We start from the raw sequence: 26,847 nt of genomic DNA on the forward strand, positions 1-26,847 counted from the left end.
TTTTATGTCTACACGATGTTATTTTGTCGTAATTATACTAAAACCTGATAATATTATCTTTTATTTCAAACTCGTCTTTGTTAATTACCTCATTATAAATTGTTTCCGAAGAAGATGAATTTAGTTTTTCTATTAAAGTTGAAAATGGAATAAATTTAAAGATTTCGTCTAAAGAGCTGTTTATTTTTTCTTTTTGAAGAATGTAATCTATCTTAATATTTTTTTGATTAGCAAATTCTAAAGTTTTATTCTTTATAATATTGAATATTTCTATTTTAAATTCATTAATTTCTTTGTTTGATAACTGAGGACGATGTTTTGCAATTATTGACCAGTTATGAATTTGTTTAATAAAAGAATTCCATCTAAATTTATTAATAATTGATACTTTTGAATTAGTACGAAACTTAATTGTTTTATAGTAATTATAAATTTCAATTAATTCATTGTATGATAGACTCCATAGAGCCATATTCCATGGAGAAAATACTGAATTGAAAAAGATTAAAAATTTATTTTTATTACAAAATTCTAAAATTTCAGGTATTTCTTTCCAATTAATTCGCATTGGACATAAAGAAATACTAATTGATTCGTGCTTTAAAACTGCTATTTGTTTTAGCTTTTTTAAATTTTGCATAGTGATTTCAAAATCGGCACCTTTTCTAATTATTTCGTAAGAATTTTTATTTATTGAGTCAATTGATATATTATAACTAAAGTTACCCTTCATTATTAAATTTTCAATTCGAGAATTTAAAATTGTACCATTTGTTTGTATTAAAAATTTACATTTTGGATTAACAGCAATTACATGTTCCCAAATAGAATAATATTCCTCAATAAAGAAAGGCTCTCCACCATAAAACCTCATTAATTTTATATTATCAATAAATGGTGTTATTTGTTCAATAAGATTAAATTTTTTAAATCCAATTTTTTCTGGGTTAATATTTAAATGATTTTCATTTCGCTTGCACATAGTGCATTTAATATTGCATTTATAACTTAACTCAAATTCAATTATTGATAAACTATTTTTTAACACAGGAAAATTTTCAAAGGTTGTAATACCTGAATTAGCTTTATTTCCATTTTTTAGATGATTCTTACAAATCTTACATCCATTTGGAAATATCCCATTTTCAATTTTTTTTCTTAAATCAATTATTTTGGGATTATTTATAATATCTATTAACGGAGAATCATAAATATTACCTAATATATCAGTTCTATTAAAACAGCAAGTTGTAACACTTCCATCACCGCTAATATATATACTATTAAAAGGAGCTTTACAAAGATATTTTTTATGAAAAATTTTGCTGAAATTAGAAATAGTTGAATACATTTTAAATATAAATAAAAAATTTTCTAAGTCTTAAAATAATTTGAACGATTTATTTAGTTGCAATTTTACGTATTAATTTGATTTTATATCATTTTATTTTCTTGATTAAATAGATGTTGTTTAAATAAACATTTTATTAAGTATTTAGAAAAGTAAAATAGAAATGGCATATTTTAAAGATTTTGTTATTAAATTTTTACTTATTTGTTAATAAGTATACAAATCTTATTTTATAAGTCTTTTTTAATCATAAATATATTTTAGTTTCAAAATTTCTAATTATTAAAATCATGTTACTATCTAATATTATGCATCTAACGCATTCTAAATTAATAGAAATTTTAAAAAATAAAATCAATATATATAGATATATCTATATAATGAAAGGTCAATTAATTATTTTATCAGGAAACCAACTTTGTTTTTTATCATAATCCTTTTAAATTTGCAACCCGTAAAACACATATAACTAATGGAAAATATTAAAGTATTAAAGGGAGGAGAATTTCTTATCTCAGAGTCATCTGCAAAAGATATTTTTATTCCAGAGGAGTTTAATGAAGAGCAAAAAATGATTGCCGGAATGTGTCAGGATTTTCTGAAACAGGAAGTTTTTCCAAATCTTGATAGAATTGATCATATGGAACCTGGTTTAATGAGAAGCCTAGTTACAAAATCTGGTGAGATGGGTTTATTGGGAATATCTGTTCCTGAGGAGTATGGTGGATTTGGCCAACCTTTCGTTACATCTATGATCGCTTCAGACGAATTAGGTGCTGGTTATTCATATGCTGTAGCATTTTCAGCTCACACAGGTATTGGAACTTTACCTATATTATATTATGGTACTGAAGAACAAAAACAAAAATATCTTCCAAATTTAGCAAGTGGAGTTTGGGCAGGATCATATTGTTTAACTGAACCTAATGCTGGATCGGATGCCAATTCAGGAAGAACAAAAGCTGTACTTTCAGAAGATGGAAAAAATTATATTCTTAACGGTCAGAAAATGTGGATCACAAATGGTGGTTTTGCTGATGTTTTAACCGTTTTTGCAAAAATTGATAACGATAAAATTCTTTCTGCTTTTATTGTTGAAAGAAATTTTCCTGGAGTTACATTTAATCCCGAAGAAAAAAAATTAGGTATTAAAGGTTCGTCAACTGTTCAGATTTTCTTTAACGATTGTGTTGTACCTGTTGAGAATTTACTCGGAAAAAGAGGTGAAGGATTCAGAATAGCACTAAATATTTTACATATTGGACGTATTAAATTAGGTGCAAATGTTTTGGGTGCAGGCAGAACAGCTATTTCTGATTCAGTTAGATACGCAAATGAAAGAAAACAATTTAATAGTTTGATTTCCAATTTTGGAGCTATTAAATATAAATTAGCCGAACAGGTTATTCGCCAGTTTACTGCTGAATCAGCTCTTTATCGTACTTCAAAATATGTTGATGATACAATTCAGCAGAATATTGCAAATGGTATGGAAAAGATTAAAGCTTATATGGAAGCTTTGGGTGAATATGCAATGGAAGCTGCAATATTAAAGGTATTAGGTTCAGAAGCACTTGATTATATTGTTGACGAAGCAGTTCAGATTTATGGTGGAATGGGTTATTCTGCTGAAATGCCTGTAGAACGTGCATATCGTGACTCCAGAATTAACAGAATATTTGAAGGTACAAACGAAATTAATCGTTTAGTTGCTACAGATACTTTATTAAAACAAGCTAAAAAATGTGAATCTGTAATATTTAGTTTAGGAAAATCAATTTACGAAAAAATTGATACAAATACTGATAGTTCACTTTCTCATACTGATTATTTTGCAAAGAAACATTTTTATATCAGTCAGTTAAAAAAAGCTGTATTACTTATCTTTAATAAAGCTCATGAAGCTGTTGGAAAACAATTCAATATTGAACAGGAAATAATGATGAGTATTTCTGATATGTCAATTCAAACTTATGCTGCAGAATCTGTTGTTTTAAGAGTTGAAAAATTAAAAACAATAAAAAGCGCAGAAGACTTTGTTGTTTATTCAGATATATGTGATGTTTTAGTTTATGAAGCTTCTTCCAGATTATTGAAATCAGGAATGGATGCAATTAATGCATTTGCTCAGCCTGAAGAATTTGTAAAACTTAAAAAAGCATTACAGAATTTAACTTCGATAGAACCTGTAAACATTAAAGAAGCCCGAAGAAGAATAGCAACTAAACTAATAGACGATAACGTTTATAAATTCTAGTAAAATTTAAAAGACGTCGAAAGACGTCTTTTTTTTATCCATTAATTAAAGTATTATTATGTTAGAAAATTTGCTTGTTGTTGCAGTAAATGCATCATTAAAAGCTGGTAAAGCAATACTTGATATTTATAAAAATGAAAATTTCGAGACTGAGTTAAAAGCAGATAATTCTCCTTTAACTATTGCAGATAAGAATGCTCATTCAGCAATTATAAAAGTTTTAGATACAACACATATTCCTGTTTTGAGTGAAGAAGGAAGAAATATTTCTTACGAAGAAAGAAAAAATTGGGATTACTTATGGATTGTTGATCCTTTGGATGGAACAAAAGAGTTCATTAACAGAAATGGTGATTTTACAGTAAATATTGCATTAGTAAAAAATAATGAGCCCATTATTGGAGTAGTATATGTTCCTGTTTCAGGGCAAATTTATTTCTCAATTCTGGGGCAGGGTGCATATACAACCAATATTCAGGTTGATGCTATCTTTAATTCTGAATATAAGAAATATACAAAGATTCCAAATATAGCGAATAGGAGTAATTTTGTTGCTGTAGCTAGTCGTTCGCACATGAATGTTGAAACAAAAGACTACTTAAAAAAGCTTGAAACAGAAAAAGGAAAAGTTGAGTTATTGTCCAGAGGAAGTGCATTGAAAATTTGTATGGTAGCAGAAGGTGAAGCAGATATTTACCCTAGATTTGGTCCAACAATGGAATGGGATACTGCAGCAGGTCATGCAGTAGCAATTGAAGCAGGTTGTACTTTTACTCAGGCAGATGAAAAAACGCCATTTGTTTATAATAAAGAAAATTTACTGAACCCATATTTTATAGTTAAAAGGGATAGAAGTAATTAGATTTTAAAATGTCAGGATTTACAAAAACTGTAAAAACACTTCCCAGAACTTTTTGGGCAGCAAATACTCTTGAACTTTTTGAACGCTGGGCATATTATGGGCTTTTTAATTTATTAGCACTTTATTTAACAAATTCTTCTGAAACCGGTGCACTTGGCTTTTCACAGGTTGAAAAAGGTATGATAATGGGAATTGTTAATGCAATTCTTTATTTTTTACCAATAATTACAGGTTCTATAGCAGATAAATTTGGATATAAAAAAGTTCTAATAATAGCATTTGTTATCTTATCCTCAGGATATTATGTCATGGGAATTGTAACATCATTTGCAGCTGTATTTCTTGCATTTTTATATGTTGCAATAGGTGCTGCTCTTTTTAAACCGATAATTTCTGCAACTATTGCAAAAACTACCAATGAGTCAAATTCCAGTATTGGCTTTGGTATTTTTTATATGATAGTAAATATTGGTGGTCTAGTTGGACCATTTACCGCTTCGTATTTACGTGAAATTAATTGGAATTATATTTTCTTAATGTCATCTGGTGCAATTTTATTGAACCTTGTTATTGTAATAATTTTCTTTAAAGAGCCTGTAAGAGATAATAATTCTGAATCTTTAGCAAAAAGTCTTGGCACAGTATTTAAAAATATATTTACAGTACTTAAAGATTTTAAATTTGTGACATTTTTATTGATAATTGTTGGTGCCTGGACAGTTTACTGGCAGTATTTTTATAGTCTCCCTGTTTTTATTGAACAATGGGTAGATACTGCACCACTTTATAGGGGATTATATTCTATCTGGCCAGCTTTTGCAAAGGCAATAGGTACTTTGGATGGTCTAATTCTTACTGAAAAAATTATTGCTATGGATGCATTTTTTATTGTTGCATTTCAAGTAATAATTAGTTATGTTGTTATGAAGCTTAGACCTTTATCAGCAATGACAATAGGTATTTTAATAAATTCTCTTGGACTTGTATTAATGGTTTTAACACGAAATCCATTTTTTGCATTAACATCTATCATAATTTTTTCAATAGGTGAGATGACTTTTTCTCCAAAAATTCTTGAATATATAGGAAGAATTGCGCCAAAAGATAAGGCTGCTTTATATATGGGTACTCAGTTTTTACCAATTGCTTTAGGTAATTTTTTTGGTGGATTTATTTCAGGTGGTGTTTATTTAAATCTTTCTGATAAATATGAAATGATAAAAAGAATGTTACCTGAATTAAATTCTTTGAATCTTACAAATGAACAATTAACAGAAAAAGCTATCAGCTTATTAAATACTGATTCAAAAGGATTAACAGATTTGTTATGGAATACTTACCATCCTTATATGTTTGGTACAGTATTGTTTAGTATAGGTACAGCAACAGTTATCTTACTGTATTTTTATGATAGAAAATATAAAAAAGAAGTGAAATCTATTAAATAGGCAATTGAGTCCTGTAAATCCATACAGCAGCAATAATTACAGCAGCAATAGCTAATATTTTAATTACAGTTTTAGTCTCAAAACTTTTCTTTTTAGTAACTAATTCAAGTTTTTCGTTTACTAATTTATCGTTAAAATGCATTTCAAGAGCTTCATTATAAAATTCTCTTGATGCCATATACTGATGAATATTAAACAAATCATCGCCACGACGAATACAATCGTTGAATTTAATTTCCTCAGGACTTAAGTGTTCGTTGTCTTCATGATGGTGAGCCATAATTCTTATATTTAAGTTGATTTATTTGAAATTTATAAAGCCTAAAATTAATAGTATTTTGTATTAATACAAAATTGTTGAATAAATAGATTGAAAATCTATATATGTAAATGTATTATATTCTTTTTTGATAAATTATTTTTAAATTAAAGCTTGTCTTACAATTTCGCGGGCTAATTTATCGACCTCAGAATTGTAATTTGAATTTTCTGATTCCGTTTTCTGATGTGCTTTTACTTTTACAAATTCAATAGAATGATTTTCAATCTGAGTAATTAATATTTGCAATAAGTCATTATTATTTAATTGATTTCCTTTTTTTGTAATAAACTTATTTATTTTAAGTTTCTCCATTCTTTCTGGAATTCTAAATACATATTGGCTGTCAGTGAAAATTTTTATTGAAAAATTTTTGTAATTTGTTTCTGCAAATTCAATGGCTTTTATTACTGCAAGTAATTCCATTCTATTGTGAGTTGTGTTAAATTCTTTTCCCTTTATTATAGTTTTTTTGTTTTCAAAAAATATAATTGCTGCCCAACCACCAATGTTTAATTGAGTATGGCAGCTTCCATCAGTATAAATGTTAATTAGTTTTTGATTCATGAAAATAATTATCGGATTAAATTATAATAAAATTGCTGTATAATGTTATTTGTTTTTTTTATTATAATACAAAAGTAGATTCTTCTGCCAATTATTAGCAGAAATTCAATGATTATTTTAAAATACTGCAACTTAACGTGAATTCTAACTACCTTTGCATAATTAAAATATATAGTTGTGACATTTGAAGAATTAAATATAAACACTCCACTGTTAAAGGCTTTGGCAGACTTGGAATATGTGTATCCGACACCAATTCAGGAGAAAGCGTTTCCAATAATTATGTCAGGAAGAAATGTTGTTGGTATTGCTCAAACCGGTACTGGTAAGACATTTGCCTATTTATTGCCATTATTAAGACAATTAAATTTCTCAGACCAAAAAGATCCACGAATTCTAATTCTTGCACCTACCCGCGAACTCGTAATTCAGATTCTAAATGAGATTAAAAAATTAACAACATATTCTAATTTACGTTCCGGAGCAATTTATGGAGGAACAAATATTAATACTCAGAAGCATCTAATATATGCAGGATTGGATATTCTAGTTGCAACTCCGGGGAGGTTAATTGATTTGGCTTTTACAGGAGTATTAAGATTAAAAAGTATTCAGAAAGTTGTTATTGATGAAGTTGATGAAATGCTAAGTTTAGGATTTCGTTCTCAATTGTCAAGTTTATTGGATTTGTTGCCACAAAAAAGACAAAATCTGATGTTTTCGGCTACTTTAACTCAAGATGTTGAAGCATTTATAAATGATGCAATTCCAATCCCTCTTAAAATTGAGATTGCTCCACATGGTACACCAATCGATAAGATTATTCAAAAAGGTTATTATTTACAAAATTTTAATACTAAAGTTAATCTTATAAAATCACTTCTTTCTGACGATAAGGATTATAATAAAGTACTAGTTTTTGTTGGGTTAAAAAAATTAGCAGACAAGTTATTTGATCAGGTAGATAAAATATTTCCTGGTAAATTTGGTGTAATACATTCAAATAAATCTCATAACAATAGATTAAATGCATTAAAGTTATTTCAGGATGGTGATCGAAAATATTTAATTGCAACAGATATTATTGCGCGCGGAATGGATATTACAGATGTTTCGCATGTAATTAATTTCGACATTCCTGAGGAACCAGGAGATTATATTCATCGTATTGGTAGAACAGGGAGAGCAGATAAAGCAGGAATCGCAATTTCTTTTGTAAGTCAGATAGAGGAAGAATTTCTTAATCAAATAGAGCAATTAATGAGGAAGAAAATTCCAATTGAGAAATTGCCAGAAGATGTTGTTATTTCAAAAGTATTTAATGAGGATGAAAAGCCAGCAAGTTTATTTGATAAAAATTACCATAAAGAACCATCAATAAAAGGTTCTAAGGGAGCTTTTCATGAAAAGAAAGAAAAGAATAAAAAAGTGAATTTGGGTGGACCGGGAAGAAGAAATCCTAAATTTGATAAATCCGGAAAACGAAATAAATCATTCAAAACTGGTAAACCAAGGTTTTAATTCTTATTTATATAATGACACTAGACTATATCGAAAACATTAATGAATACGGTGAAAATGTTGTTCGTCTTTATGATTTTAATATGTCTGAGGCAATAAAATTCAAGAAAAAAATTCAACTTGAAATAATTAAAAACAACGAGCAATTAAGTTTGTCAGATATTTCTTTTATCGAACTACGAAATTGTAATTTAACACTTCGTTTATTTGAAGAAGACTTAGGGATAACATCAGATGATAAGGTTAATTTCTTCTGCGATATGACTCATGCAGGATTTGAAAAAATGGTGTTATTATTAGAACCATTTTGTAAAAAAGAAACTAAAGGTTATCAATGGTTGTACGATATTGATAATCCAATAGACTTTTTGTTTTCCCCGGGAGGAACCTGGTAAATAAACTAAAGAGCTTTTATTATTTCAATAAACTCATTAGCTTTTAAAGAAGCACCACCAACAAGTCCACCATCAACATCTGTTTGTGAGAACAGTTCTTTTGCATTTGCAGCATTACAACTACCACCATATAAAATTGAAATTTCATTGGCAATTGTTACACTGTATTTCTCAGTAATTAATTTGCGAATAAAAGCATGCATTTCCTGAGCCTGAGCAGGAGAGGCTGTTTTGCCTGTACCTATTGCCCATACTGGTTCATATGCAATAATTATTTTGCAAAATTCTTCTGAATTTAGCTCAAATAAACCTTCTTCTAACTGTTTTTTTACAACATTAAATTGGTTCTCTGATTCCCGTTCCTGTAACAATTCACCACAACAATATATAGGTAAGAGTGAATTTTTTAAACATAGTTTAACTTTTGTTAAAAGTGTGTTGTTATCTTCATTAAAATACTGACGTCTTTCAGAGTGACCAATAATAACATATTGTGCGCCAATTGAGTTTAGCATTTCAGCAGAAACTTCGCCTGTGTAGGCACCTTTTTCCCAAGCAGCACAATTTTGTGAAGAAACAGAAATATTATTGCTGTCAACCTCTTTTAATATTGATGCAAGATGAGTGAATGGAGGAGCTATTATAACTTTGTTATTTCCTAAATTAAAATTTAGTAAAAATTCATTAAGTTCTTTTGCTAGATTAATACCATCACTTAAGTTAGTATTCATTTTCCAGTTACCTGCAGCAATATTTTTTCTCATGTTACTTTGTTAAAAATTCTTTTTCAAAATCTTCTGGACTAGGAATGTCATTACTGTGCCATTTAGCAACAATAATTCCTTTCTTTAAAACTATTACGCCAGGATTAGCTCTGATCATAGTTTTTAAAGTTGTTTCATCACAAGTATAATATTCAAAAGTTGTTTTAGAAGAATTAATAAATGAATTAATTTCTTGTTCTAAAGATGATGTTAGCCCTAAAAATAATAAGTTTTTAGATTTTGCCCAGTTTGCAAGAATATTTATTTGTTCAATGTTAGAAATATTTGCTTCTTCTACTTTTTTCAATACCAGAATAAATGTATAATTGTCAATTTCTAAAACAGAATCAAGTATATTAGTGCCATCAGGTTTATTAATTGAAAAGTCATGAATTGGTGTTTCGTAGCCTTTTTTTACTAGTTTTGGTTCAGAAATGCTTACATATTTGTACTTTGTTCCGGTTCCCCAGTAAGTAGAATCATTTGAATATGTGTCAACTGTTATTTCTATAGTCTTATTTAATGTAGTGTCTTTTACAGTAATAAACTGTTCGTATACATCTTTCGGCATATTGTCCGGAACTTTCATTTTTTCAACTAAGTTTGTTCCAACTTTATAAGGTAAAAAATCAATTAATGGAAGATGTGCATATGAATACCACATAATACCAGAAATTATTAAAGCTCCGACACCAGCAAATAACCATTGTTTGTCGCATGATAAATATGGTTTAAATCTTTTTTGTTGAATAAATAATACTAATACCGGGATCATTATTATTACATTCTTGTAGAATGTTTGCCAGTTCGAAAGTTTAATAGCATCTCCAAAACAACCACAATCTGATACTTTGTTAGAAATTGCTAGCCATAAAGTTAATGGAAGGAAGAATAGCATTAATAATAATGCTCCCCAGGTTGAAAGTCTCAGTTTAAAACCAAAGAATAAACAAAATCCAATAATAAATTCTGCGCCAATCATTATTACTGAAAATGCAAATGCATATGGAGCAAGCCATTCCATTCCTAAAGCTTCAAAATATTCTTTGAATTTATAAGTAGAACCAAGTGGATCAACTGCTTTAATAAAGCCAGAAAACATAAATACTGCTCCAACAAGTACCCTGCAAATAAGTCTTAAAATTTTCATTGTTTAATATTTTACATTAAGCGTATAAAATTAATCATTTTATAAAATAACAGTATTTTATAAGGTAGTATTATAAAACATTTTAAACTTTTTTAAGATGTTTTTCTAATTCGGTTTTGATTTTATTGAAAATATCTTCGGGGTTACACATATTTTGATTACTGTCACTACAATCAATTCTTTTAAAATTATTTTCAATTTTACATAAATGAAGATATTCACTTCTTACCTGCTCCTGAAAATCTAGATTTTTCTCATGAATATCGCTATTCCCGTTTAAATAATCTCTTTCATTACCTGTTCTGGATTGTGTGAGTTTGTTTTTTGTAAAAACGAATGGAACGTCCAAAAATAAATTTAAATCGGGCTTTGGTAAGCAGTAATATTCAAATTCGAAGTCAATTATCCAGTTTCTTAATTTGTCTTTTTCTTCTTGTGATTTTAGTTTTGCACATTGGTATGCAATGTTCGAAAACACATATCTGTCGGCAATAACAACAAAATCCTCTTTTAACCATGAAATAATTTCTGCTGAAGCATCTTTTCTGTCACCAGCATATAGCATTGCAACAATGTATGGGTTTACATTGTCTATTTCACCAAAATCGCCACGTAAAAAACGTGCAATCATTTCTCCAAAATATGGAGATTCTGTTCTTGGAAAATGCAGAAACTTTGTCTGAATATTCTGCTTATTCAAATATTCTGTTAAAAGTGAAACCTGTGTTGACTTTCCAGCACCATCCAAACCTTCTAATACAATAAATTTCATAAATAATAAAGACGATTAACTAACTTTGAGAAATTTTTAATTGAACATGTGTAAAGATACATTTTTTAATAAAAAGAAATCAATACGATTTCGGGATGAAATTTTTGTAATGGAAAAGCCTATTGTAATGGGTATTTTAAATGTTACTCCCGATTCTTTTTATGATGGTGGAAAATTTTCTTCTGAAATGGAAATAGTTTCAGCTGTTGAGAAAATGATTTTAGATGGAGCAACTATAATTGATGTTGGTGCTGTTTCTACAAGACCTGATTCAATACAAATAAATTCTGAAGAAGAAATTAAAAGATTAAAACCTGCATTTTCTATTTTACAAAAAATGTTTCCAGATACATGGTTCTCATTAGATACTTATAGGTCAAATGTTGCAAAAATGGCTGTAGAAGAATATGGATTTGGAATGATTAACGATATTTCAGCCGGTAAATTTGATAATAAAATGTTTACCGTAATTTCCGGGTTAAAGATTCCTTACATTATAATGCACATGCAGGGAACACCCGAAAACATGCAACACAATCCAGTTTATTCTAAAATTACTCCGGAAATAATTTCAAATTTTTCAGAAATATTAAATGAATTAAAGCAACTTGGTGTTAATGATGTTCTTATTGATCCTGGTTTTGGTTTTGGAAAGACAATTGAACATAATTATAAATTATTAAAAGAACTTACAGCATTTAAAATATTTGAATTACCTATTGTTGTAGGAGTGTCAAGAAAATCTATGATTTACAAACTGCTCCAATGTTCTGCTGATGATGCATTAAATGGAACTTCAATAGTGAATACTTTAGCATTAATTAATGGTGCTGATATTCTAAGAGTTCACGATGTAAAACAAGCAGTTGAAGCATTAAAAATTGTTGAACTTTACAAAAATTGCTGATTTTTTCTTAATTTTACCAAGAAAAAGTTGAAAGCGTTTAAATACTTAAAGAGTCTAAAGTTAATTTTAAAACCAAAAATAATAAATCATTTTAATCTTAAATCGAAATTCCTAAATCGAAAATCCTAAATAAATTTGATTCCTGCATTTATAAATATTACATTTTTTGATATTCTGGACATAGTACTTGTAGCTTTTTTACTGTACAAAGTTTACATGTTAATTAAAGGTTCTGTTGCAATAAATATTTTTGTTGGAATTGCTCTAATTTATATTGTTTGGATTATTGTTAAAGCATTAAAAATGCAGATGCTTAGCTCTATTTTAGGGCAGGTAATGGGAGTAGGGGCTATTGCATTAATTATTGTATTTCAACAGGAAGTAAGACGGTTTTTATTATTAATTGGATCAAAATATTTTACTGAAAATTATAAATTGCGATTTACACGACTTTTTAGTTTAAAGTTTAAACCACAACCTATGCTTAATATTAAGTCGATTATGGTTGCAATTGATAATATGTCTAAGAAAAAAACCGGATCACTTATAGTAATTGCAAAGAAGATGAGTCTTGATAATTATTCGCATATTGGAGATGTACTTGATGCAAAAATTTCCAGCCGTATTCTTGAATCTATTTTTTCTAAAGAAAGTCCGCTTCATGATGGTGCAGTAATTATTTTTAATAACAAAATTCAATCAGCGCGTTGTATTTTACCGATTTCGGATAGAATAGATTTACCTCCGCATTTTGGAACACGTCATCGTGCAGCGCTTGGTATGACAGAGGCTACAGATTCTTTTATTATTGTAGTATCTGAAGAAACCGGATCTATATCTTATGCTATTAATGGTGAATTAACTTACGATATAACAACTCAACAACTCACAACAATTCTTGAAAAGGAATTTAACTTCTAAATGAAAATATTTATAACAGGAGCAACTGGATTTGTAGGATCAAATCTTGTAAATTATCTAATAGATAATGGTTATGATGTTAGTTCTATTACAAGAAAAGATTTATTAGGGTCAGCCGAAGATATAGCTTTAAAAATTGAAGGAGCTTATGCTGTTATAAATCTTGCAGGTGCAACAATTAATAAAAGATGGACAAGAAAGTATAAGCGTGAAATTTATACCAGCAGAATATTTACTACAAAAAAAATAGTTGAGGCCATTGGATTATGTAAAACAAGACCACTGATATTAATTAATGCTTCTGCAATCGGGATATATGATGACATTCATGTTCATGATGAACAGAGCCACCATTTGGCATTTAACTATCTTTCTAAAGTAGTAAGAGATTGGGAACATGTTGCAAATAGTGCAATGGATTTTGGTACTCAGGTTTTTATTTTAAGATTGGGTATTGTGTTAGGTAGAAATGGTGGGATGTTAAAGAAACTGATTCCTTTATTTAAAATGGGACTAGGTGGTAAAATTGGTAATGGAAAACAATATTTTAGTTTTATTCATATTAAAGACATTCTTAATGTTATTGATTTTGCTTTAAGCAAAAAATTACCAACAGGTGTATATAATTTAACTTCTCCTGAGAGATTAACTAATTATGATTTGATCAAACAAATTGCACGAATTGTTCGCAAACCTGCTTTTTTTCATCTTCCGAAATTCTTTTTTAGTTTATTATACAAAGAGGGAGCAATTGTTTTAACAGGAGGACAAGCTGCAATACCTTTCAATTTAATGGAGCATGGTTATAAATTTCAGTTTCCTGTACTTTTTGATGCATTAACCGAAGAATTAAAAAAATAAATTCATGAAAAAGATTCTATTATTAATTGTTGTAAGCTTATTCTTTGTTAAGATATTTGCTGCATATCTCGAAAATGTTCCTGTAATCCTAAAACAACCTGATGGTACAATACTAAATTGTTTTGCAACAGGTGATGAATTTCATAATTGGTTACATGATTCAAATAATTACACAATTATTCAAAATTCAAAAACCGGATACTATGTTTATGCAATAAAAATAAATGATGAATTAGTAGCTTCTGATTTTGTAGTTGGTAAAGTAAACCCTGTATTGCTAAACATTCCTAAAGGTTTAAATATTTCTTTTGAAAAAATTGAGCTTAAAAGAAAAGCATTTAATTCTGAATTAAAATCTAAATCAAAACTGCACAATGTTAAATCACTTAAATCTTTGCAGACAATTAATAATGTTGTGATATTTATTCGATTTTCAGATGAAACAGAATTTACCGAACAAATAAATGTTTATGATAGTATGTTTAACAGTCAGGTAACAACTGCAAATTCTATGAGTCATTATTTTAAGGAAATGTCATATGACCAGCTTGCTATAAATTCGACATTATATCCTCAAACAACTAATACTGTACTTTCATATCAGGATATATATGCACGTAGTTATTATCAGCCATATGATGCAACATTAAATCCAGATGGATATATTGATGACTCAGATAGAGGTTTCCGCGAACATTTATTACTTAAAAATGCTGTAGATTATGTAAGTTCAGAGATTCCTACATCAATTAATTTAGATTACAATAGTGATGGTTATGTGGATAATGTTTGCTTTATTATTAAAGGTAATGTAGGGGGTTGGGCTGAGCTATTATGGCCTCATCGCTGGGCATTGTATAATGAAACAGCTTATATAAACGGATTACAGGTATATGATTATAATTTTCAGTTACAGGAATTTTTCTTTTTGCCAACAAGGGGAGTTGGAGTTTTATGTCACGAAATGTTTCATACACTTGGTGCACCAGATTTATATCATTACAGTTTAGATTATAGAAATTTCAGAGCTGTTGGTTATTGGGATTTAATGGATAGATCCTCTAATCCGTCTCAATCAATGTTAATATATATGAAATATTTGTATGCAGGATGGATAACTGAGATTCCTGAAATAACAACTCCCGGTACATATACATTAAATCCAAGTACATCTCAAACAAATAATAGTTATCAGATTGTTTCTCCTACAAATCCAAATGAAATATTTATGTTTGAATACAGAAAAAAGGAAGGGGCTTTTGAATCATCCTTGCATGGACAAGGATTACTTATATACAGAATTAATATGTCTGCTCAGTACATGGGAAATAGTGATTATCCAAATAATCCTGATGAAGTTTATGTATACCGACCAGATGGTATTGATACTACAACAGGGAAAATTGATAGTGCTGCATTTAGCTTAAATTCTGGTAGAATTGCATTTTCAAACTCAACTAATCCGGCCTGTTTGTTATCCGATAATACTGATGGAGGAATTACTATAACAAATATTACTGCAATTGGTAATACTATTTCATTTTGTTATAATTGTCCAAATAATATTGAAATCGACAAATTAAATTCAGAAATAAAATGTTTCCCAAATCCGGTAACTGACCATTTAATTGTTGATATTCCTATGGATATAAAGAACGTAAAAGTGAGAATAATTAATTCTGTAGGAGATTGTGTTTTTGAAGACAATATTATTAATAACGGAATTAACAAAATTAATGTCAGTTCATTAACAAAAGGAATTTATCAGGTTCTTGTATTAAGTGATAATATGCAGTATAATAGTAAGTTAATTAAATATTAACTTGCTTTTATATTTGTTCACAAAAACTGATATATTATATTTTGAGATTCATAATTATGTTTTATTTTTGTCTCGGTTAAGGGTAAATTTTTTCAGTTGAAAAAATTGCAAGGGAATCACGTTAAAATCGTGAGCAGTTCCCGCTGCTGTAAGCTCCATACCACTTTTCGGAAACCAACGCCACTGTTCAATATTGAATGGGAAGGCTCATCGAAAAGGGAGCAAGCCAGAAGACCTGCCTAAGACCATTATTTTTCAAAGCTTTCGGGATAAAGGCTTGGGAAGAGAAATGCAAGATTTTCTTTCCAAATCAATGTTTGCCGAAGTTTTGAAGTTAACAGTTTATTAACTTTAAAACTTTTTTATTATGTTAAAAAAAATCGTTTTCTGTGCATGCATCTTTTGCAACATTTTCTATGAGTCTAATTCTCAGGTTGTTAATTTTGAAGACCTGACCTTACAGCCCGATTCTTTCTGGAATGGTTCAGATTTAAATGGATGGTTTAATTCGGGACCGTACGCACATTTTCCTAATAATTTTATTGATTATGGTGGTGGATTTACCGCCTGGGATGGCTTTGCATATTCTAATAAAGTTAATGATACTTTACAGGATTTTTCTAATATGTATAGTACGTTTGCCGGACAGCAAATTGTAGGTTCAAGCGTTTTTGCATTGTCTTATAATGCATTGAATTACACGACTTTTGATGTGATGGCAACTGAAGTAGGTTTTGCAACTCCTGCTATTCCACATTCCTTTTGGATTACTAATTCTACTTATACTGCATTAACAATTAAAAATGGTGATATGTTCTGTAAAAAATTTGGAGGAGTTTCAGGTGATGATGCAGATTGGTTTCGCCTGGATATAATAGGTTATAATGGAGCTACTGTAACAGATACTGTTAATTTTTATTTGGCAGATTATCGTTTTTCTAACAATACTCAGGATTATATAACTAATGAATGGACTGAGGTTGATTTATCACAATTAGGACAGGTTACAAAAATAGATTTTTTGCTTTCTTCTTCTGATACAGGAGCATATGGCATGAATACTCCTGCATATTTCTGTTTCGATAATTTAAATTGTACTTTCATAACAAATATTACAGATGAGTCTGAATCAAAATTAAATATACATCCAAACCCTGTAACTGATAAAGTTTTTTCAACTAAAGAATTTAATGCTGTAAAGGTTTTTGATATTGCAGGGCAGCTGGTTTATGAGTTAAATTCGAAATCAAAATCTTTTGATATCTCAAATCTTAATTCAGGTTTATATTTATTGAAATTGAATGTTGATGGTAACGAAGTAACTCATAAAATACTGAAAAAATAATGAGAGTTATTTTATTTATATTATTTGTTTTTATTGTAGAATCAGCTTTTTCACAATATCCTCCTGCTGCAGGATTAACCGGCAGTACAGCAATATATAAGGATAGTAGTATTTTTGTAAGTTGGGCAAAATCTTGCATTGTTCAACGTGGTTTTGTTGATATTTCTGTTTCTCATGATAGTATTACTACTGGCGGAATAGAAGTTGATGCAATTGGAAAAGCTGATAATTTTACTATAAGTCTTGGTGATAGCGGTGTTGCTGTTACTTCATTTTTTCCTGCTATAACAAATGGTAATGGTTTTGATTTTGCAGTTTTTGAAAATTCATTTGATGGAAATTTTCTTGAACTTGCCTTTGTAGAAGTTAGCAGTGATAGTATTCATTGGTATAGGTTTAATGCTGCTTCACTTACTCAGACTGACGTTCAGGTTACTACTTTTGGATTATTGGAACCAACAAAGATTAATAACCTGGCAGGAAAATATTCTGCATTATATGGTACACCTTTCGATTTACAAGAATTATCAGGAAAGCCATATCTAAATATAGATTCTGTATCATTTGTTAAAATTATTGATGTTGTTGGTAGTATTAACGGTTCTTATACTTCTTTTGATTCTCAGGGAAATAAAATTAATGATCCTTTTCCAACTCCATTCTTTACTAGTGGCTTTGATCTTGATGCAATAGGTGTTATAAATGAAAGACCACAAAATGTTAATGATATTGAGATAGAAAATATAACTGTTTATCCAAATCCATTTACCGAGAAAGTAAATGCTGATATTAATGGATGTGGATTTTATGAAATAGTTGACATAACAGGGAAAATATTATACACTGCATCATTTTGTAATTATATTTCAGTTTCAACTGATATTGTAGAAAACGGAATTTACTTTTTAAAAGTTAGTATTGGAAATAAATCAGGCATAGCAAAAATTGTTAAAATGTAATGCGTTTAAAACTTAACATATTAAAACGAATTCTGCTATTTTTTTTAACTGCATTAATTTCGATTTCCTCTTTCTGTCAATTAGATACTATTAAATTAAATGAAGTTGAAATTAAAGACAGGTTTCCATTATTTTCCGTAATTAAACGAACTGAAGTTGATTCTTTACGAATTATGCGAAGCATAAATGCAAACCTTGGTGATGTTTTAAATTTTGAACCTGGTTTAACTGTAAAGCATTCAGGCGACGGAAGCCTCGCTACAGTTTCTTTTCGTGGTACAGATGCTTCTCATACAAAATTTGATTGGAATGGAATGCCTGTCAACTCAAGTATGAACGGGCAGGTTGATTTTTCGTTAATTCCAATTTGTGCTACAGATAAAATTAATATTTTGTATGGTGCAAATAGCTTAACAACTGGCTCTGGTGCTTTGGGAGGTATAGTAAGTTTAAATTCACCAACTTTTGAAAATATAAAACAAGGTGCAGAATTTAAACAGGAGGTTGGAAGTTTTGGATTGATTAATTCATATTTAGCTTTTTCTTTAGTTAAAAATAATGTGAAGTCAAATACTGCTTTTTCATTTCATAGGTCAGATAATAATTTTAAGTATGATAATATTGCTATTTTGCCAAAAGAGGAAATGACTCAACATAATGCAGAATTTGAGAGAATAAATTTAAAAGAAGAGCTTTTTTATAAGAAAGGTTTCAATGAATTTTCTTTAAAATTATGGCTTAGTTCTGCTCATAGAGAAATTCCTGTTATTATGACAAATGTAATGTCTTCAAAACATGAGGAAACACAGGGCGACAAGTCAACAAGAATACTGGCTTCATGGAATTATCAGCATAATTGTTTGAGATATTTTATTAAACAGGGTTTCAGTTATACTAATCTTAACTATGTTTTAAATCAATATTCTGGTAATAATATTGTTAGTTTTATAAACTCACATAGTAACGAAACCCAGTATTACACTGTTATAGGTGCTCGTTATTGTTTAACTGATGAGATTAAAATAAATGCTTCTGCTAACTACTCTCTTCAAAATGCAAAAATATTTGAAGAAAAATATAGTCAGGGTTATAATGTATTGCAAAATGTTATTGACGGAATGGCTGATATTGAATTGTCGCCTTATAAATGGTTAAATATGTCTGTTTTATCAAGAGTGAAAAAGCATGGGGATTATAAACCAGTTATTATTCCTGCCTTATTTATTTCTGCTAAGCTTTCAAAAGTATTTCAATTTAAAAGTTCATTATCGCACAATGTTAATTTTCCAACTTTTAATGATCTTTATTTTGTTCCTGGTGGTAATCCTGACCTTAAGCCGGAGAAAGGCTTGCAGAGCGATATAACTTTTGAGTATAATAGTAAATTTGGAAAAAATAAAACGGGTAATGAAATAAAGTCAGAAATAGGATTTTTTTATACCAACATAAATAGTTGGATTTTATGGCAACCCTCGCAGTATGGTTATTGGATGCCACAAAATATAAGGAATATGGTTTCTAAGGGAATTCAGTTTAAATCCAGTTTAGCTCGGAATTTTAACAATATTAAAATAATTTTGATTACAGCTTATACATATAATATTGCTAATGCAAATGATGCCGATTATATTACCGAACAATTGCCGTATTTACCCAAGCATACTGCAAATGCTGCATTTAATCTTAATTATAAAAATGTAAGCTTTAATGCTGAAGAAATATTTACTGATAAAAAAACTACTTCGTTTTACAATCACGATTTAAATCCATTATTTCTAACTAATATCTCAACATCATATTTGATTAAATTTAAAAAATTTACTCTTAATACAGAAATTAGATTGAATAATTTATTTAATGAAAAATACCAGCTTGTGCAATGGAGACCTATGCCCGGGCGTAATGCATCGATAGTAATTAGTATTAAAATATAGTTGAATGAAAATTAAAAGATTTAAATATTCAATATTCACTACTCACAGTCATCCTGAGGCTCTTGAAGGATATGCACACAACTCTTTACACATGTTTCGATCCTTTAACAAGTTCATGACTCAACATGGACTCATATTTTTATTTGTTATACTATTTGTTTTTTTATTTACATCTTGTCGTAACAAAGAAGAAAAACCTGTGCCTGTAAGCATTAATAAAAAGGGTTTCTTTGTTGTAAATGAAGGAAATTACACATGGGGAAATTCGTCGCTCTCGTTTTATGATGAAATAAACGACATGTTTTATTCTGATATCTTTTACGAAGCTAATTCTGTACCTCTTGGTGATGTTGCTTTTTCGATGACTGTACGAAATAACAAATGTTACATTGTTGTTAATAATTCAGGTTTAATTTACATTGTTAATGCAACCGATTTAAAATATGTCGGTAAAATTACCGGATTAAATTCACCAAGACAAATAGTTATTGTTAATGATACTTTAGCTTATGTGTCAGATTTATACGATTCAAGAATAGCAAAAATTAATTTGTCAGATAATTCGATTTCCGGTTATATAAATATTGGGCATTCAACCGAGAAAATGATTTTGGCATCTGGTAAAATATATGTTACATGCTGGTCATATGGCAATATGGTGTATTTGTTAGATGCATTGACCGGTGTGAAACTTGATTCTGCTATGGTAGGCAAACAACCAAACAGTATTGTTAATGACATTAACGGAAATCTATGGGTGCTTTGTGACGGTTGTTTTAATGGAAGTACTTATGGTGAAGAAAATCCTACTCTATGGTGTCTTAATGGTTCTAATTTAAGTGAATTAAAACATTTTACATTTCCTCAGATTCAGTCTTCGCCTACGCATTTATGTATAAACGAAGCAGGAGATAGCTTATATTTTATTAATAACAATGTTTATCAAATGTCGATTAGCGATAACAATTTACCAACTAATCCCATATTAATTTCTGCTGGAAAAAACTTTTATAGTCTGGCTGTTAGTCATTCTAATGAACTAATTGTTGCCGATGCTAAAAATTATGTAGCTAATGGTGAAGTTTTTGTTTATTCTAAAAACGGGCAGTTGAAAAAATCTTTTATTACAGGTGTTAACCCTGGCTGGATTGAGATTTATGATTTAACTTATTGAGGTTATTTGTCATTCTGAATGAAGTGTAACGTAATGAAGAATCTATTCTAGTATTTAGATTACCTTCGGTAAGAAAAGTATTTCACTACTCTGCCGCGGTCAATGTGATTGACTTAAGAAAATGTAACTTTGTTAAGTCATTTGCTTACTTCTCGATACGCTTTGCTACTCGAAGTTGCAAATAGAAATTGTTCCTCAGCAGCAGAGCGGCTGAGGAACAAGCTAGAATGCTAGTTCGCCGCGGCGGAGAGTTCAATCGAGAACTACGGGGAGTTTTAGCTTAAATCAATGACATTGTCCGCGGCGGACAGAATGACATCGTGGTTTTTCGAAAGCAGTCAGGTCGAAAGACCTGACTGCATTCCACCAAACCTGTGGTTCGTGTCTTCACGAAACACTCCATTCTCCTCAGAGTCTTTCGAAGAAGACTCTGAGTGGCAATATCACTCGCAAGATGCGAGCGAGTGCAAAGAATCAAATCTTCAAAAAATCACCGTTAATAATTAAAAGTTTTACACCGTTTTTTGAAACTGAACGATGTGAACTTAAATTATCTGAAACAATATAGGTCATCCCTTGACTTAATGAAAACTCTTCACCATTTTCAAGTTCACTTACAAATTCTCCTTCCAGGCAATGAACAATGTGTCCTTTATGGCACCAATGGTCGGCTAAATAGCCAGCTGAATATTCTACAATACGTACCCTAAGTCCATCATATTGCATAGTCTGCCAAAATGATGTCCCTGTCTCACCGGTATATTCAATTTTTTGAACTTTGTTCCAATCTATTGTTTGAAATGGTATATTACTCATTTAAAATATTATTTTAGTTATTAATCTATATATTGTTATTAATTATTTTCTAAATCTGTGATTTGTGTCTCAAATCTGTGGTTAATGTCTTCATGAACTACTTTAAACTTAAATCCACGAATTTAGTTGATGGTTTTAATATTAAATCCATTTGCATATTGTTATTTATAATCAAAAATTAATCAGTTTGTTAGTTTGTATTTAGTATAGATATTAGCAACTTTATTTTATTAAAATATATGTTCCGTCAATTACAACATCCTTTGTTTTGTCAAAATAACCATCCAATGTTACATTAACCTGATTTGTTTTAAGGTCATATTCAATTGTGTATTTTTCTGAATGCAAGTATTGAATACTAACCGATTTTTTTAGAATCCAATTGTCGATTTTAAATAATCTTTTTGATCGAAATGTAATATTATAAGCTGCAGGGTTAAACGGGAAGTCATAAAAATCTCTGAAATAATGAGTCGGTTTATTATTTTTATTAAATTCAGAACAAAATAAATAAGTCGAAATAAATCCGCCAATAGTTATTCTGTGTCTTGGTATGTTTTTAAAATTGAAACGCACAAAATTATATAAGGAATCTTTTTTGTTAAAATCGTCATAATCCTTATTGTCTATATCATAAATTGCATATCCGGTTTTTCGATTACAACTAATAACATATTGTTTATTTGCTTTAAACTTTGTATAAACAAGGTCTACAAAAACAGTGTCTTGCTTTGTTATTTTAATAGTAATTGTGTCTAATTTTGATTCACTTATAGGTATCTTATAACTATTATCATAAATGCTTAATGGAATATTATTAACTGTAAAGTTATAATTGTCAAAGCTTTTATAACGTTTTGTGTAACCGGAAATTATTGTCGTGTCGCAACTTTTTAAAACTATATTTGTAAATTCCTGTGCATATGCATTCGTCAACTGTGTCAAAAAGAGCGAAAACAGAATAATATTAATTGTTTTCATAGCTGATTTATTTTTTTAATTATGGTTGAAAGATTGAATCTATGGAACGACGAGCATTTGCTTGCAGTTGTGCTTGCCCCTTCGGGGTCAAACTGCTAAGTAATTTATTTAATGTTTTAATTGTCAACTTGTCCATAACTGCTTGTTGTTTTCGTATAGGTGTTATGTGCTGTATTAATTGTTATTGAATTATGATTTTTTCACCTAGAAATTTTGGTTTTGTACCGAATAGAATATCAATAAAAACTTTGTCACGAGCAAAATATTCTCTGAGCTTAGTCTTAAAACCTTTATATGCTTCAACTTCTTTTGCATTGTAACCATAAGCGTCAATACCATTTCGCCTAGCCAAATATACTGCTCGTTCGTTATGGAATTTCTGGGAAATTATTATAAATGAATTTTGTCCAAATATTTCTTTCGCTCTAATTACAGAGTCTAATGTTCTAAAACCAGCATAGTCAAGAAATATTTTATCTTCGGGTATTCCTCTTTTTACAAGTTCATTTTTCATATCAAGTGGCTCGTTATAATCTTTTTTACTATTGTCGCCACTTATTATTATAAATTTGATTTTATTTGATTTATACAATTCAACTGTAGCATCAATTCTATTAAAGAAAAAGTCATTTGGTGATCCATTACTCAAGAGTTTGCTAGTACCTAATAACAATCCTACATTTTTAGGTTTTAAAATATTTACATTGTCAGTAATGAAGTCTTTGCTTCTATTAACAATGGTCAAATTTGCCCATATCGTTAAAATTACAAACAATAAAATATATCTACGATATCTTTTCATAATATATCACTAACGTTTGAAGCTACGTAACGACAAGCAATTGCTTGCAGTTGTGCTTGCCCCTTCGGGGTCAAACTGCTAAGTAATTTATTAAATGTTATAATTGTCAAGTTGTCCATAGCAGCCTGCTAAATTTTACCGTGTGTTAGCGAGCGTTGATATTAAGTTGGTCAAGTAAAACGTTGTACCCAACAATTCTTATTTGACCATCGTCCTCATATTTTAAAGTCAATGTTTCAGTTGTCTCTAATTTCTCATATTTGTTTTTGTAAACCAAAGTGTAATCTCCAACAGTTTTTGTCGAACCAAGTAAAACATATGTTTGCCAGTCAACAAGATTATACTCAAGTAAAGCACCTAGTTTTTCTGTTGATTCTTCAAGTGATTGTCTAAATTTTGTTGTGTCCATAACCTTCCAAAACGAGTTTGAAAAGCTTGGATAAATATTTTTATAATTTTTAAATTGTAAATTACTGTAAAATTCATCTGCTATTTTTTCAACACCCATTTTATCGCTCGTGTCATTCATTCGAGAACAAGTACAACCTGATAAAATTGTGCATAATAAAAAGAATACTGCCGTTTTCATAATGTATTGTTTATTTTTTTTATCAATGCTCGCTAACTTGTATATATAATACTCTCATACAAATTCAGCAAATACTGGCTAATTTGTATTAATAATGTTATAATATTTCATTTATTAATTGCAAATTGTTATTTCACAATCATCATTTCGTCAACAAGGTTTTTAGCACCTGCAAATTTATCAATAATAAATAGCACATAACGGATATCAACAGAAATGGTGCGTTGTAATGCAGGTTCAAAGGCAATGTCACCACTCATAGCTTCCCAGTTGCCGTCAAATGCAATACCTATAAGCTCACCTTGTGAGTTTAATACCGGACTTCCGCTATTGCCACCTGTAATATCTGTATTACTTAGGAAACAGGTTTTCATCAAACCGTTTTCGCCATATCTTCCATAATCTTTATTTTTCCAAAGTTCTTTCAACCTAGATGGAACGGTGAATTCTCTAACTGTAGGATCTTCTTTTTGCATAACACCGTCCAGAGTTGTATATAAATCGTATTCTACGGCATCGCCTGGTGAGTATGTAAGTGCTTTGCCATAGGTTAATCTCATAGTAGAATTTGCGTCAGGATAAAAAACTTTATCGGTTTCCATTTCACGTAAACCCTGAATAAATAATCTATTTGCTTTTTCAAGTTCTGTTTGTTGTTGTTCATATTGTGAACTGAATTTTCTATATCCACCGGATATTGAGTACATTGTTTCGAAAATTAAATCTTTGTCAATCTTTTTATATGTAGGTTCTTGCAGAAATGCCAAAACAGATTCGCGATTTGAGAAAATTGAGGTTGTATATGCATTATTTGTAAATTTGTTAAAATCTTCTTTGTAATATTTTTTTACTTCTTTAAATATTGATGGGTGGTAATCTACATGAATATCCTGATAATACATTTTAAGCAATGCCGAGAAAAGTTTTTTATCTGTTTCTAAATTATAATCTTTGTAAAAGCTGAGCGTTTGCTCAATAAGATCAGAAATAATTTTATTTTTTTCTTCAATTCTAACCGTGTCTTTTTCTAAAATTTTATAAAGTGGAATAAATCTACTTGCAAATGAAATAGCATCAACACCCCGCATTCCTGCTTCATTCATATATGTTCTTAGTAAATTGAAATCTTTTAACTCTGTATAGTTTTTCTCGATGTTAGCAAGAACCTGTCCGTATTTATCTTTGCGTTCCTGGGATTGATTTACCCACGTATCAAATTTTTTCTCGATTCCTTTCTTAGTACCTAAAACATCAAGACGAATTAAGCCTTTTGTCTGACCAATAAAGTATTTCCAGTAATTTGCAGTCTGAGCATATTTTGCAGCATACTTAATTCTTATCTCAGAGCTTTTGTTCATGTCTTCGCGCAATATTGCAAGTTTTTTATCACGTATTTTAACAACTGCAGGATTTGTAACATTCATTGCTTCAGACACTCCCCATGAAGAAAGATAACGACTTGTGCGACCCGGATAACCCATTATCATTGTAAAATCGCCTTCCTGTACACCGGCAATAGAAACCGGAAGTGAATGTTTTGGCACATAAGGAATATTTTTATCAGAATATTCTGCAGGTTTTCCATCCGGTGACATATAAACTCTGAAAACTGAAAAATCGCAGGTATGGCGAGGCCACATCCAGTTATCTGTATCGCCGCCAAATTTCCCAATTGATGATGGGGGAGCACCAACTAATCTTACGTCTTTATAAATTTCATATTTAAGTAAATAAAAATCATTTCCTCCAAAAAAACTTCTAATATTTGCTACATATCCGGTTCCGGTAGTCGCCTCTTTTTCTAACTTTTTTGAAATAGCTTTAATTTTATCTGCTCTTTCAGATTCAGTCATTTTATCATTTAATTCGGCATTTACTTTTGCAGTAACATCTTCTATGCTGATTAAAAATTTTGCGGTTAACCCGGGGTTTGAAAGCTCGTCTTTAAGATTCATTGCCCAGAATCCATCTGATAAATAATCATGTTCTACAGTGCTGTGTGCCTGAATAGCGCTATATCCGCAGTGATGGTTGGTTAAAATTAAACCTTGTTTTGAAACTATTTCTCCGGTACAACCATTACCAAACTGAATGATTGCATCTTTTAAGCTGGCGTGATTGATATTATAAATGTCTTCAGCAGAAAGTTTAAGTCCGGCTTTCTTTATGTCATCATATTTTTTATTTATCATGGTAAGTAGCCACATTCCTTCATCGGCAAAGGAAAAAGTCCATGAAATTAACAGCACCAGAATAAGCGATAATTTGCGTATCATAATCATTGAAATTTTTACAGAACTGTAAAGGTAAGCATTTATTGAATTAAGATT

24 protein-coding genes and 1 riboswitch are annotated in these 26,847 nt (G+C 29.7%); of the genes, 13 read left to right on the forward strand and 11 right to left on the reverse strand.

The window, feature by feature from the left end:
• Positions 1–37 precede the first annotated feature (37 nt).
• Positions 38–1,351, reverse strand: a complete 1,314-nt coding sequence (locus tag HY951_04255) for a radical SAM protein (GenBank protein MBI5539246.1) — start codon at positions 1,349–1,351, stop codon at positions 38–40.
• Between the two features lie 472 nt (positions 1,352–1,823).
• On the opposite strand from HY951_04255, the gene HY951_04260 reads away from it, so the two are divergent.
• The 3 genes from HY951_04260 to HY951_04270 are packed head-to-tail and all read left to right on the forward strand — an operon-like array spanning position 1,824 to position 5,918.
• Positions 1,824–3,608 carry an acyl-CoA dehydrogenase family protein gene (locus HY951_04260; GenBank protein ID MBI5539247.1) on the forward strand — a complete coding sequence of 595 codons (1,785 nt, stop codon included), beginning with the start codon at positions 1,824–1,826 and terminating at the stop codon, positions 3,606–3,608.
• A gap of 58 nt (positions 3,609–3,666) precedes the next feature.
• Positions 3,667–4,470, forward strand: a complete 804-nt coding sequence (cysQ, locus tag HY951_04265; protein MBI5539248.1) for a 3'(2'),5'-bisphosphate nucleotidase CysQ — start codon at positions 3,667–3,669, stop codon at positions 4,468–4,470.
• Between the two features lie 8 nt (positions 4,471–4,478).
• Positions 4,479–5,918 carry an MFS transporter gene (locus tag HY951_04270; protein MBI5539249.1) on the forward strand — a complete coding sequence of 480 codons (1,440 nt, stop codon included), beginning with the start codon at positions 4,479–4,481 and terminating at the stop codon, positions 5,916–5,918.
• Here the strand turns inward: HY951_04270 and HY951_04275 are convergent.
• Together HY951_04275 and HY951_04280 are read right to left on the reverse strand one after the other, a co-directional pair.
• Complete coding sequence (locus HY951_04275; GenBank protein ID MBI5539250.1) at positions 5,911–6,198, reverse strand: hypothetical protein; 288 nt, start codon at positions 6,196–6,198, stop codon at positions 5,911–5,913. The two genes, HY951_04270 and HY951_04275, sit on opposite strands and share 8 nt — an antisense overlap.
• 141 nt (positions 6,199–6,339) lie before the next feature.
• Complete coding sequence (locus HY951_04280) at positions 6,340–6,804, reverse strand: ribonuclease HI (protein MBI5539251.1); 465 nt, start codon at positions 6,802–6,804, stop codon at positions 6,340–6,342.
• Between the two features lie 282 nt (positions 6,805–7,086).
• On the opposite strand from HY951_04280, the gene HY951_04285 reads away from it, so the two are divergent.
• Both HY951_04285 and HY951_04290 read left to right on the forward strand, forming a co-directional pair.
• On the forward strand, positions 7,087–8,325 hold the full coding sequence (locus HY951_04285) for a DEAD/DEAH box helicase (GenBank protein ID MBI5539252.1): 1,239 nt from the start codon (positions 7,087–7,089) through the stop codon (positions 8,323–8,325).
• Positions 8,326–8,339: 14 nt separating this feature from the next.
• Positions 8,340–8,720, forward strand: a complete 381-nt coding sequence (locus HY951_04290) for a hypothetical protein (GenBank protein ID MBI5539253.1) — start codon at positions 8,340–8,342, stop codon at positions 8,718–8,720.
• A 5-nt stretch (positions 8,721–8,725) separates the two neighbouring features.
• On the opposite strand, the gene HY951_04295 is transcribed toward HY951_04290, so the two are convergent.
• The 3 genes from HY951_04295 to tmk all read right to left on the reverse strand — a co-directional run bounded on the left by HY951_04295 (position 8,726) and on the right by tmk (position 11,406).
• Complete coding sequence (locus HY951_04295) at positions 8,726–9,484, reverse strand: triose-phosphate isomerase (GenBank protein MBI5539254.1); 759 nt, start codon at positions 9,482–9,484, stop codon at positions 8,726–8,728.
• 1 nt (position 9,485) lies between these two features.
• Positions 9,486–10,634, reverse strand: a complete 1,149-nt coding sequence (locus HY951_04300; protein MBI5539255.1) for a DoxX family protein — start codon at positions 10,632–10,634, stop codon at positions 9,486–9,488.
• An 82-nt stretch (positions 10,635–10,716) separates the two neighbouring features.
• The gene (gene tmk, locus HY951_04305) at positions 10,717–11,406 is read right to left on the reverse strand and encodes a dTMP kinase (protein ID MBI5539256.1); all 690 of its coding nucleotides are present in this window, start codon (positions 11,404–11,406) and stop codon (positions 10,717–10,719) included.
• A 127-nt stretch (positions 11,407–11,533) separates the two neighbouring features.
• Between tmk and folP the strand changes: the two genes are divergently transcribed.
• From folP to HY951_04345, 8 genes are all read left to right on the forward strand, one after another.
• Entirely contained in the window at positions 11,534–12,313 is a 780-nt protein-coding gene (folP, locus tag HY951_04310; protein MBI5539257.1) for a dihydropteroate synthase, read from the forward strand.
• 138 nt (positions 12,314–12,451) lie between these two features.
• Positions 12,452–13,234, forward strand: coding sequence for a TIGR00159 family protein (locus HY951_04315; protein MBI5539258.1), 783 nt, complete (start codon positions 12,452–12,454; stop codon positions 13,232–13,234).
• Entirely contained in the window at positions 13,235–14,095 is an 861-nt protein-coding gene (locus HY951_04320; protein MBI5539259.1) for a TIGR01777 family protein, read from the forward strand.
• A gap of 4 nt (positions 14,096–14,099) precedes the next feature.
• Positions 14,100–15,917 carry a M6 family metalloprotease domain-containing protein gene (locus tag HY951_04325; GenBank protein MBI5539260.1) on the forward strand — a complete coding sequence of 606 codons (1,818 nt, stop codon included), beginning with the start codon at positions 14,100–14,102 and terminating at the stop codon, positions 15,915–15,917.
• A gap of 63 nt (positions 15,918–15,980) precedes the next feature.
• Positions 15,981–16,175: riboswitch (cobalamin riboswitch) on the forward strand.
• 109 nt (positions 16,176–16,284) lie between these two features.
• Positions 16,285–17,262, forward strand: a complete 978-nt coding sequence (locus tag HY951_04330) for a DUF4465 domain-containing protein (protein MBI5539261.1) — start codon at positions 16,285–16,287, stop codon at positions 17,260–17,262.
• Positions 17,262–18,221, forward strand: a complete 960-nt coding sequence (locus HY951_04335) for a T9SS type A sorting domain-containing protein (GenBank protein ID MBI5539262.1) — start codon at positions 17,262–17,264, stop codon at positions 18,219–18,221. The genes HY951_04330 and HY951_04335 overlap by 1 nt, the downstream gene beginning before the upstream one ends.
• Positions 18,221–20,155, forward strand: a complete 1,935-nt coding sequence (locus HY951_04340; protein MBI5539263.1) for a TonB-dependent receptor — start codon at positions 18,221–18,223, stop codon at positions 20,153–20,155. Before HY951_04335 ends, HY951_04340 begins: the two co-directional genes overlap by 1 nt.
• Positions 20,156–20,159: 4 nt before the next feature.
• Complete coding sequence (locus HY951_04345; protein MBI5539264.1) at positions 20,160–21,329, forward strand: hypothetical protein; 1,170 nt, start codon at positions 20,160–20,162, stop codon at positions 21,327–21,329.
• A gap of 474 nt (positions 21,330–21,803) precedes the next feature.
• Here HY951_04345 and HY951_04350 read toward each other — a convergent pair whose 3' ends face one another.
• From HY951_04350 to HY951_04370, 5 genes are all read right to left on the reverse strand, one after another.
• The gene (locus HY951_04350; GenBank protein ID MBI5539265.1) at positions 21,804–22,145 is read right to left on the reverse strand and encodes a DHCW motif cupin fold protein; all 342 of its coding nucleotides are present in this window, start codon (positions 22,143–22,145) and stop codon (positions 21,804–21,806) included.
• 222 nt (positions 22,146–22,367) lie between these two features.
• On the reverse strand, positions 22,368–23,126 hold the full coding sequence (locus HY951_04355; protein MBI5539266.1) for a hypothetical protein: 759 nt from the start codon (positions 23,124–23,126) through the stop codon (positions 22,368–22,370).
• A 181-nt stretch (positions 23,127–23,307) separates the two neighbouring features.
• The gene (locus HY951_04360) at positions 23,308–23,928 is read right to left on the reverse strand and encodes a YdcF family protein (GenBank protein ID MBI5539267.1); all 621 of its coding nucleotides are present in this window, start codon (positions 23,926–23,928) and stop codon (positions 23,308–23,310) included.
• A 145-nt stretch (positions 23,929–24,073) separates the two neighbouring features.
• Positions 24,074–24,517: a DUF4019 domain-containing protein gene (locus HY951_04365; protein ID MBI5539268.1), complete on the reverse strand. Its 444-nt coding sequence runs from the start codon at positions 24,515–24,517 to the stop codon at positions 24,074–24,076.
• Positions 24,518–24,645: 128 nt separating this feature from the next.
• Positions 24,646–26,793: a S46 family peptidase gene (locus HY951_04370; protein ID MBI5539269.1), complete on the reverse strand. Its 2,148-nt coding sequence runs from the start codon at positions 26,791–26,793 to the stop codon at positions 24,646–24,648.
• Positions 26,794–26,847: the final 54 nt, after the last annotated feature.

It is taken from the genome of Bacteroidia bacterium, assembly GCA_016218155.1.
In the GTDB taxonomy this organism is placed as follows: domain Bacteria; phylum Bacteroidota; class Bacteroidia; order Bacteroidales; family GWA2-32-17; genus GWA2-32-17.

What these genes read in the sequence shown, in the direction of transcription:
- HY951_04255 (MBI5539246.1), bottom strand. Translation starts at nt 1,351, where the DNA reads ATGTATTCAACTATTTCTAATTTCAGCAAAATTTTTCATAAAAAATAT.
- HY951_04260 (MBI5539247.1), top strand. Translation starts at nt 1,824, where the DNA reads ATGGAAAATATTAAAGTATTAAAGGGAGGAGAATTTCTTATCTCAGAG.
- cysQ (MBI5539248.1), top strand. Translation starts at nt 3,667, where the DNA reads ATGTTAGAAAATTTGCTTGTTGTTGCAGTAAATGCATCATTAAAAGCT.
- HY951_04270 (MBI5539249.1), top strand. Translation starts at nt 4,479, where the DNA reads ATGTCAGGATTTACAAAAACTGTAAAAACACTTCCCAGAACTTTTTGG.
- HY951_04275 (MBI5539250.1), bottom strand. Translation starts at nt 6,198, where the DNA reads ATGGCTCACCATCATGAAGACAACGAACACTTAAGTCCTGAGGAAATT.
- HY951_04280 (MBI5539251.1), bottom strand. Translation starts at nt 6,804, where the DNA reads ATGAATCAAAAACTAATTAACATTTATACTGATGGAAGCTGCCATACT.
- HY951_04285 (MBI5539252.1), top strand. Translation starts at nt 7,087, where the DNA reads ATGTCAGGAAGAAATGTTGTTGGTATTGCTCAAACCGGTACTGGTAAG.
- HY951_04290 (MBI5539253.1), top strand. Translation starts at nt 8,340, where the DNA reads ATGACACTAGACTATATCGAAAACATTAATGAATACGGTGAAAATGTT.
- HY951_04295 (MBI5539254.1), bottom strand. Translation starts at nt 9,484, where the DNA reads ATGAGAAAAAATATTGCTGCAGGTAACTGGAAAATGAATACTAACTTA.
- HY951_04300 (MBI5539255.1), bottom strand. Translation starts at nt 10,634, where the DNA reads ATGAAAATTTTAAGACTTATTTGCAGGGTACTTGTTGGAGCAGTATTT.
- tmk (MBI5539256.1), bottom strand. Translation starts at nt 11,406, where the DNA reads ATGAAATTTATTGTATTAGAAGGTTTGGATGGTGCTGGAAAGTCAACA.
- folP (MBI5539257.1), top strand. Translation starts at nt 11,534, where the DNA reads ATGGGTATTTTAAATGTTACTCCCGATTCTTTTTATGATGGTGGAAAA.
- HY951_04320 (MBI5539259.1), top strand. Translation starts at nt 13,235, where the DNA reads ATGAAAATATTTATAACAGGAGCAACTGGATTTGTAGGATCAAATCTT.
- HY951_04325 (MBI5539260.1), top strand. Translation starts at nt 14,100, where the DNA reads ATGAAAAAGATTCTATTATTAATTGTTGTAAGCTTATTCTTTGTTAAG.
- HY951_04330 (MBI5539261.1), top strand. Translation starts at nt 16,285, where the DNA reads ATGTTAAAAAAAATCGTTTTCTGTGCATGCATCTTTTGCAACATTTTC.
- HY951_04335 (MBI5539262.1), top strand. Translation starts at nt 17,262, where the DNA reads ATGAGAGTTATTTTATTTATATTATTTGTTTTTATTGTAGAATCAGCT.
- HY951_04340 (MBI5539263.1), top strand. Translation starts at nt 18,221, where the DNA reads ATGCGTTTAAAACTTAACATATTAAAACGAATTCTGCTATTTTTTTTA.
- HY951_04345 (MBI5539264.1), top strand. Translation starts at nt 20,160, where the DNA reads ATGAAAATTAAAAGATTTAAATATTCAATATTCACTACTCACAGTCAT.
- HY951_04350 (MBI5539265.1), bottom strand. Translation starts at nt 22,145, where the DNA reads ATGAGTAATATACCATTTCAAACAATAGATTGGAACAAAGTTCAAAAA.
- HY951_04355 (MBI5539266.1), bottom strand. Translation starts at nt 23,126, where the DNA reads ATGAAAACAATTAATATTATTCTGTTTTCGCTCTTTTTGACACAGTTG.
- HY951_04360 (MBI5539267.1), bottom strand. Translation starts at nt 23,928, where the DNA reads ATGAAAAGATATCGTAGATATATTTTATTGTTTGTAATTTTAACGATA.
- HY951_04365 (MBI5539268.1), bottom strand. Translation starts at nt 24,517, where the DNA reads ATGAAAACGGCAGTATTCTTTTTATTATGCACAATTTTATCAGGTTGT.
- HY951_04370 (MBI5539269.1), bottom strand. Translation starts at nt 26,793, where the DNA reads ATGATACGCAAATTATCGCTTATTCTGGTGCTGTTAATTTCATGGACT.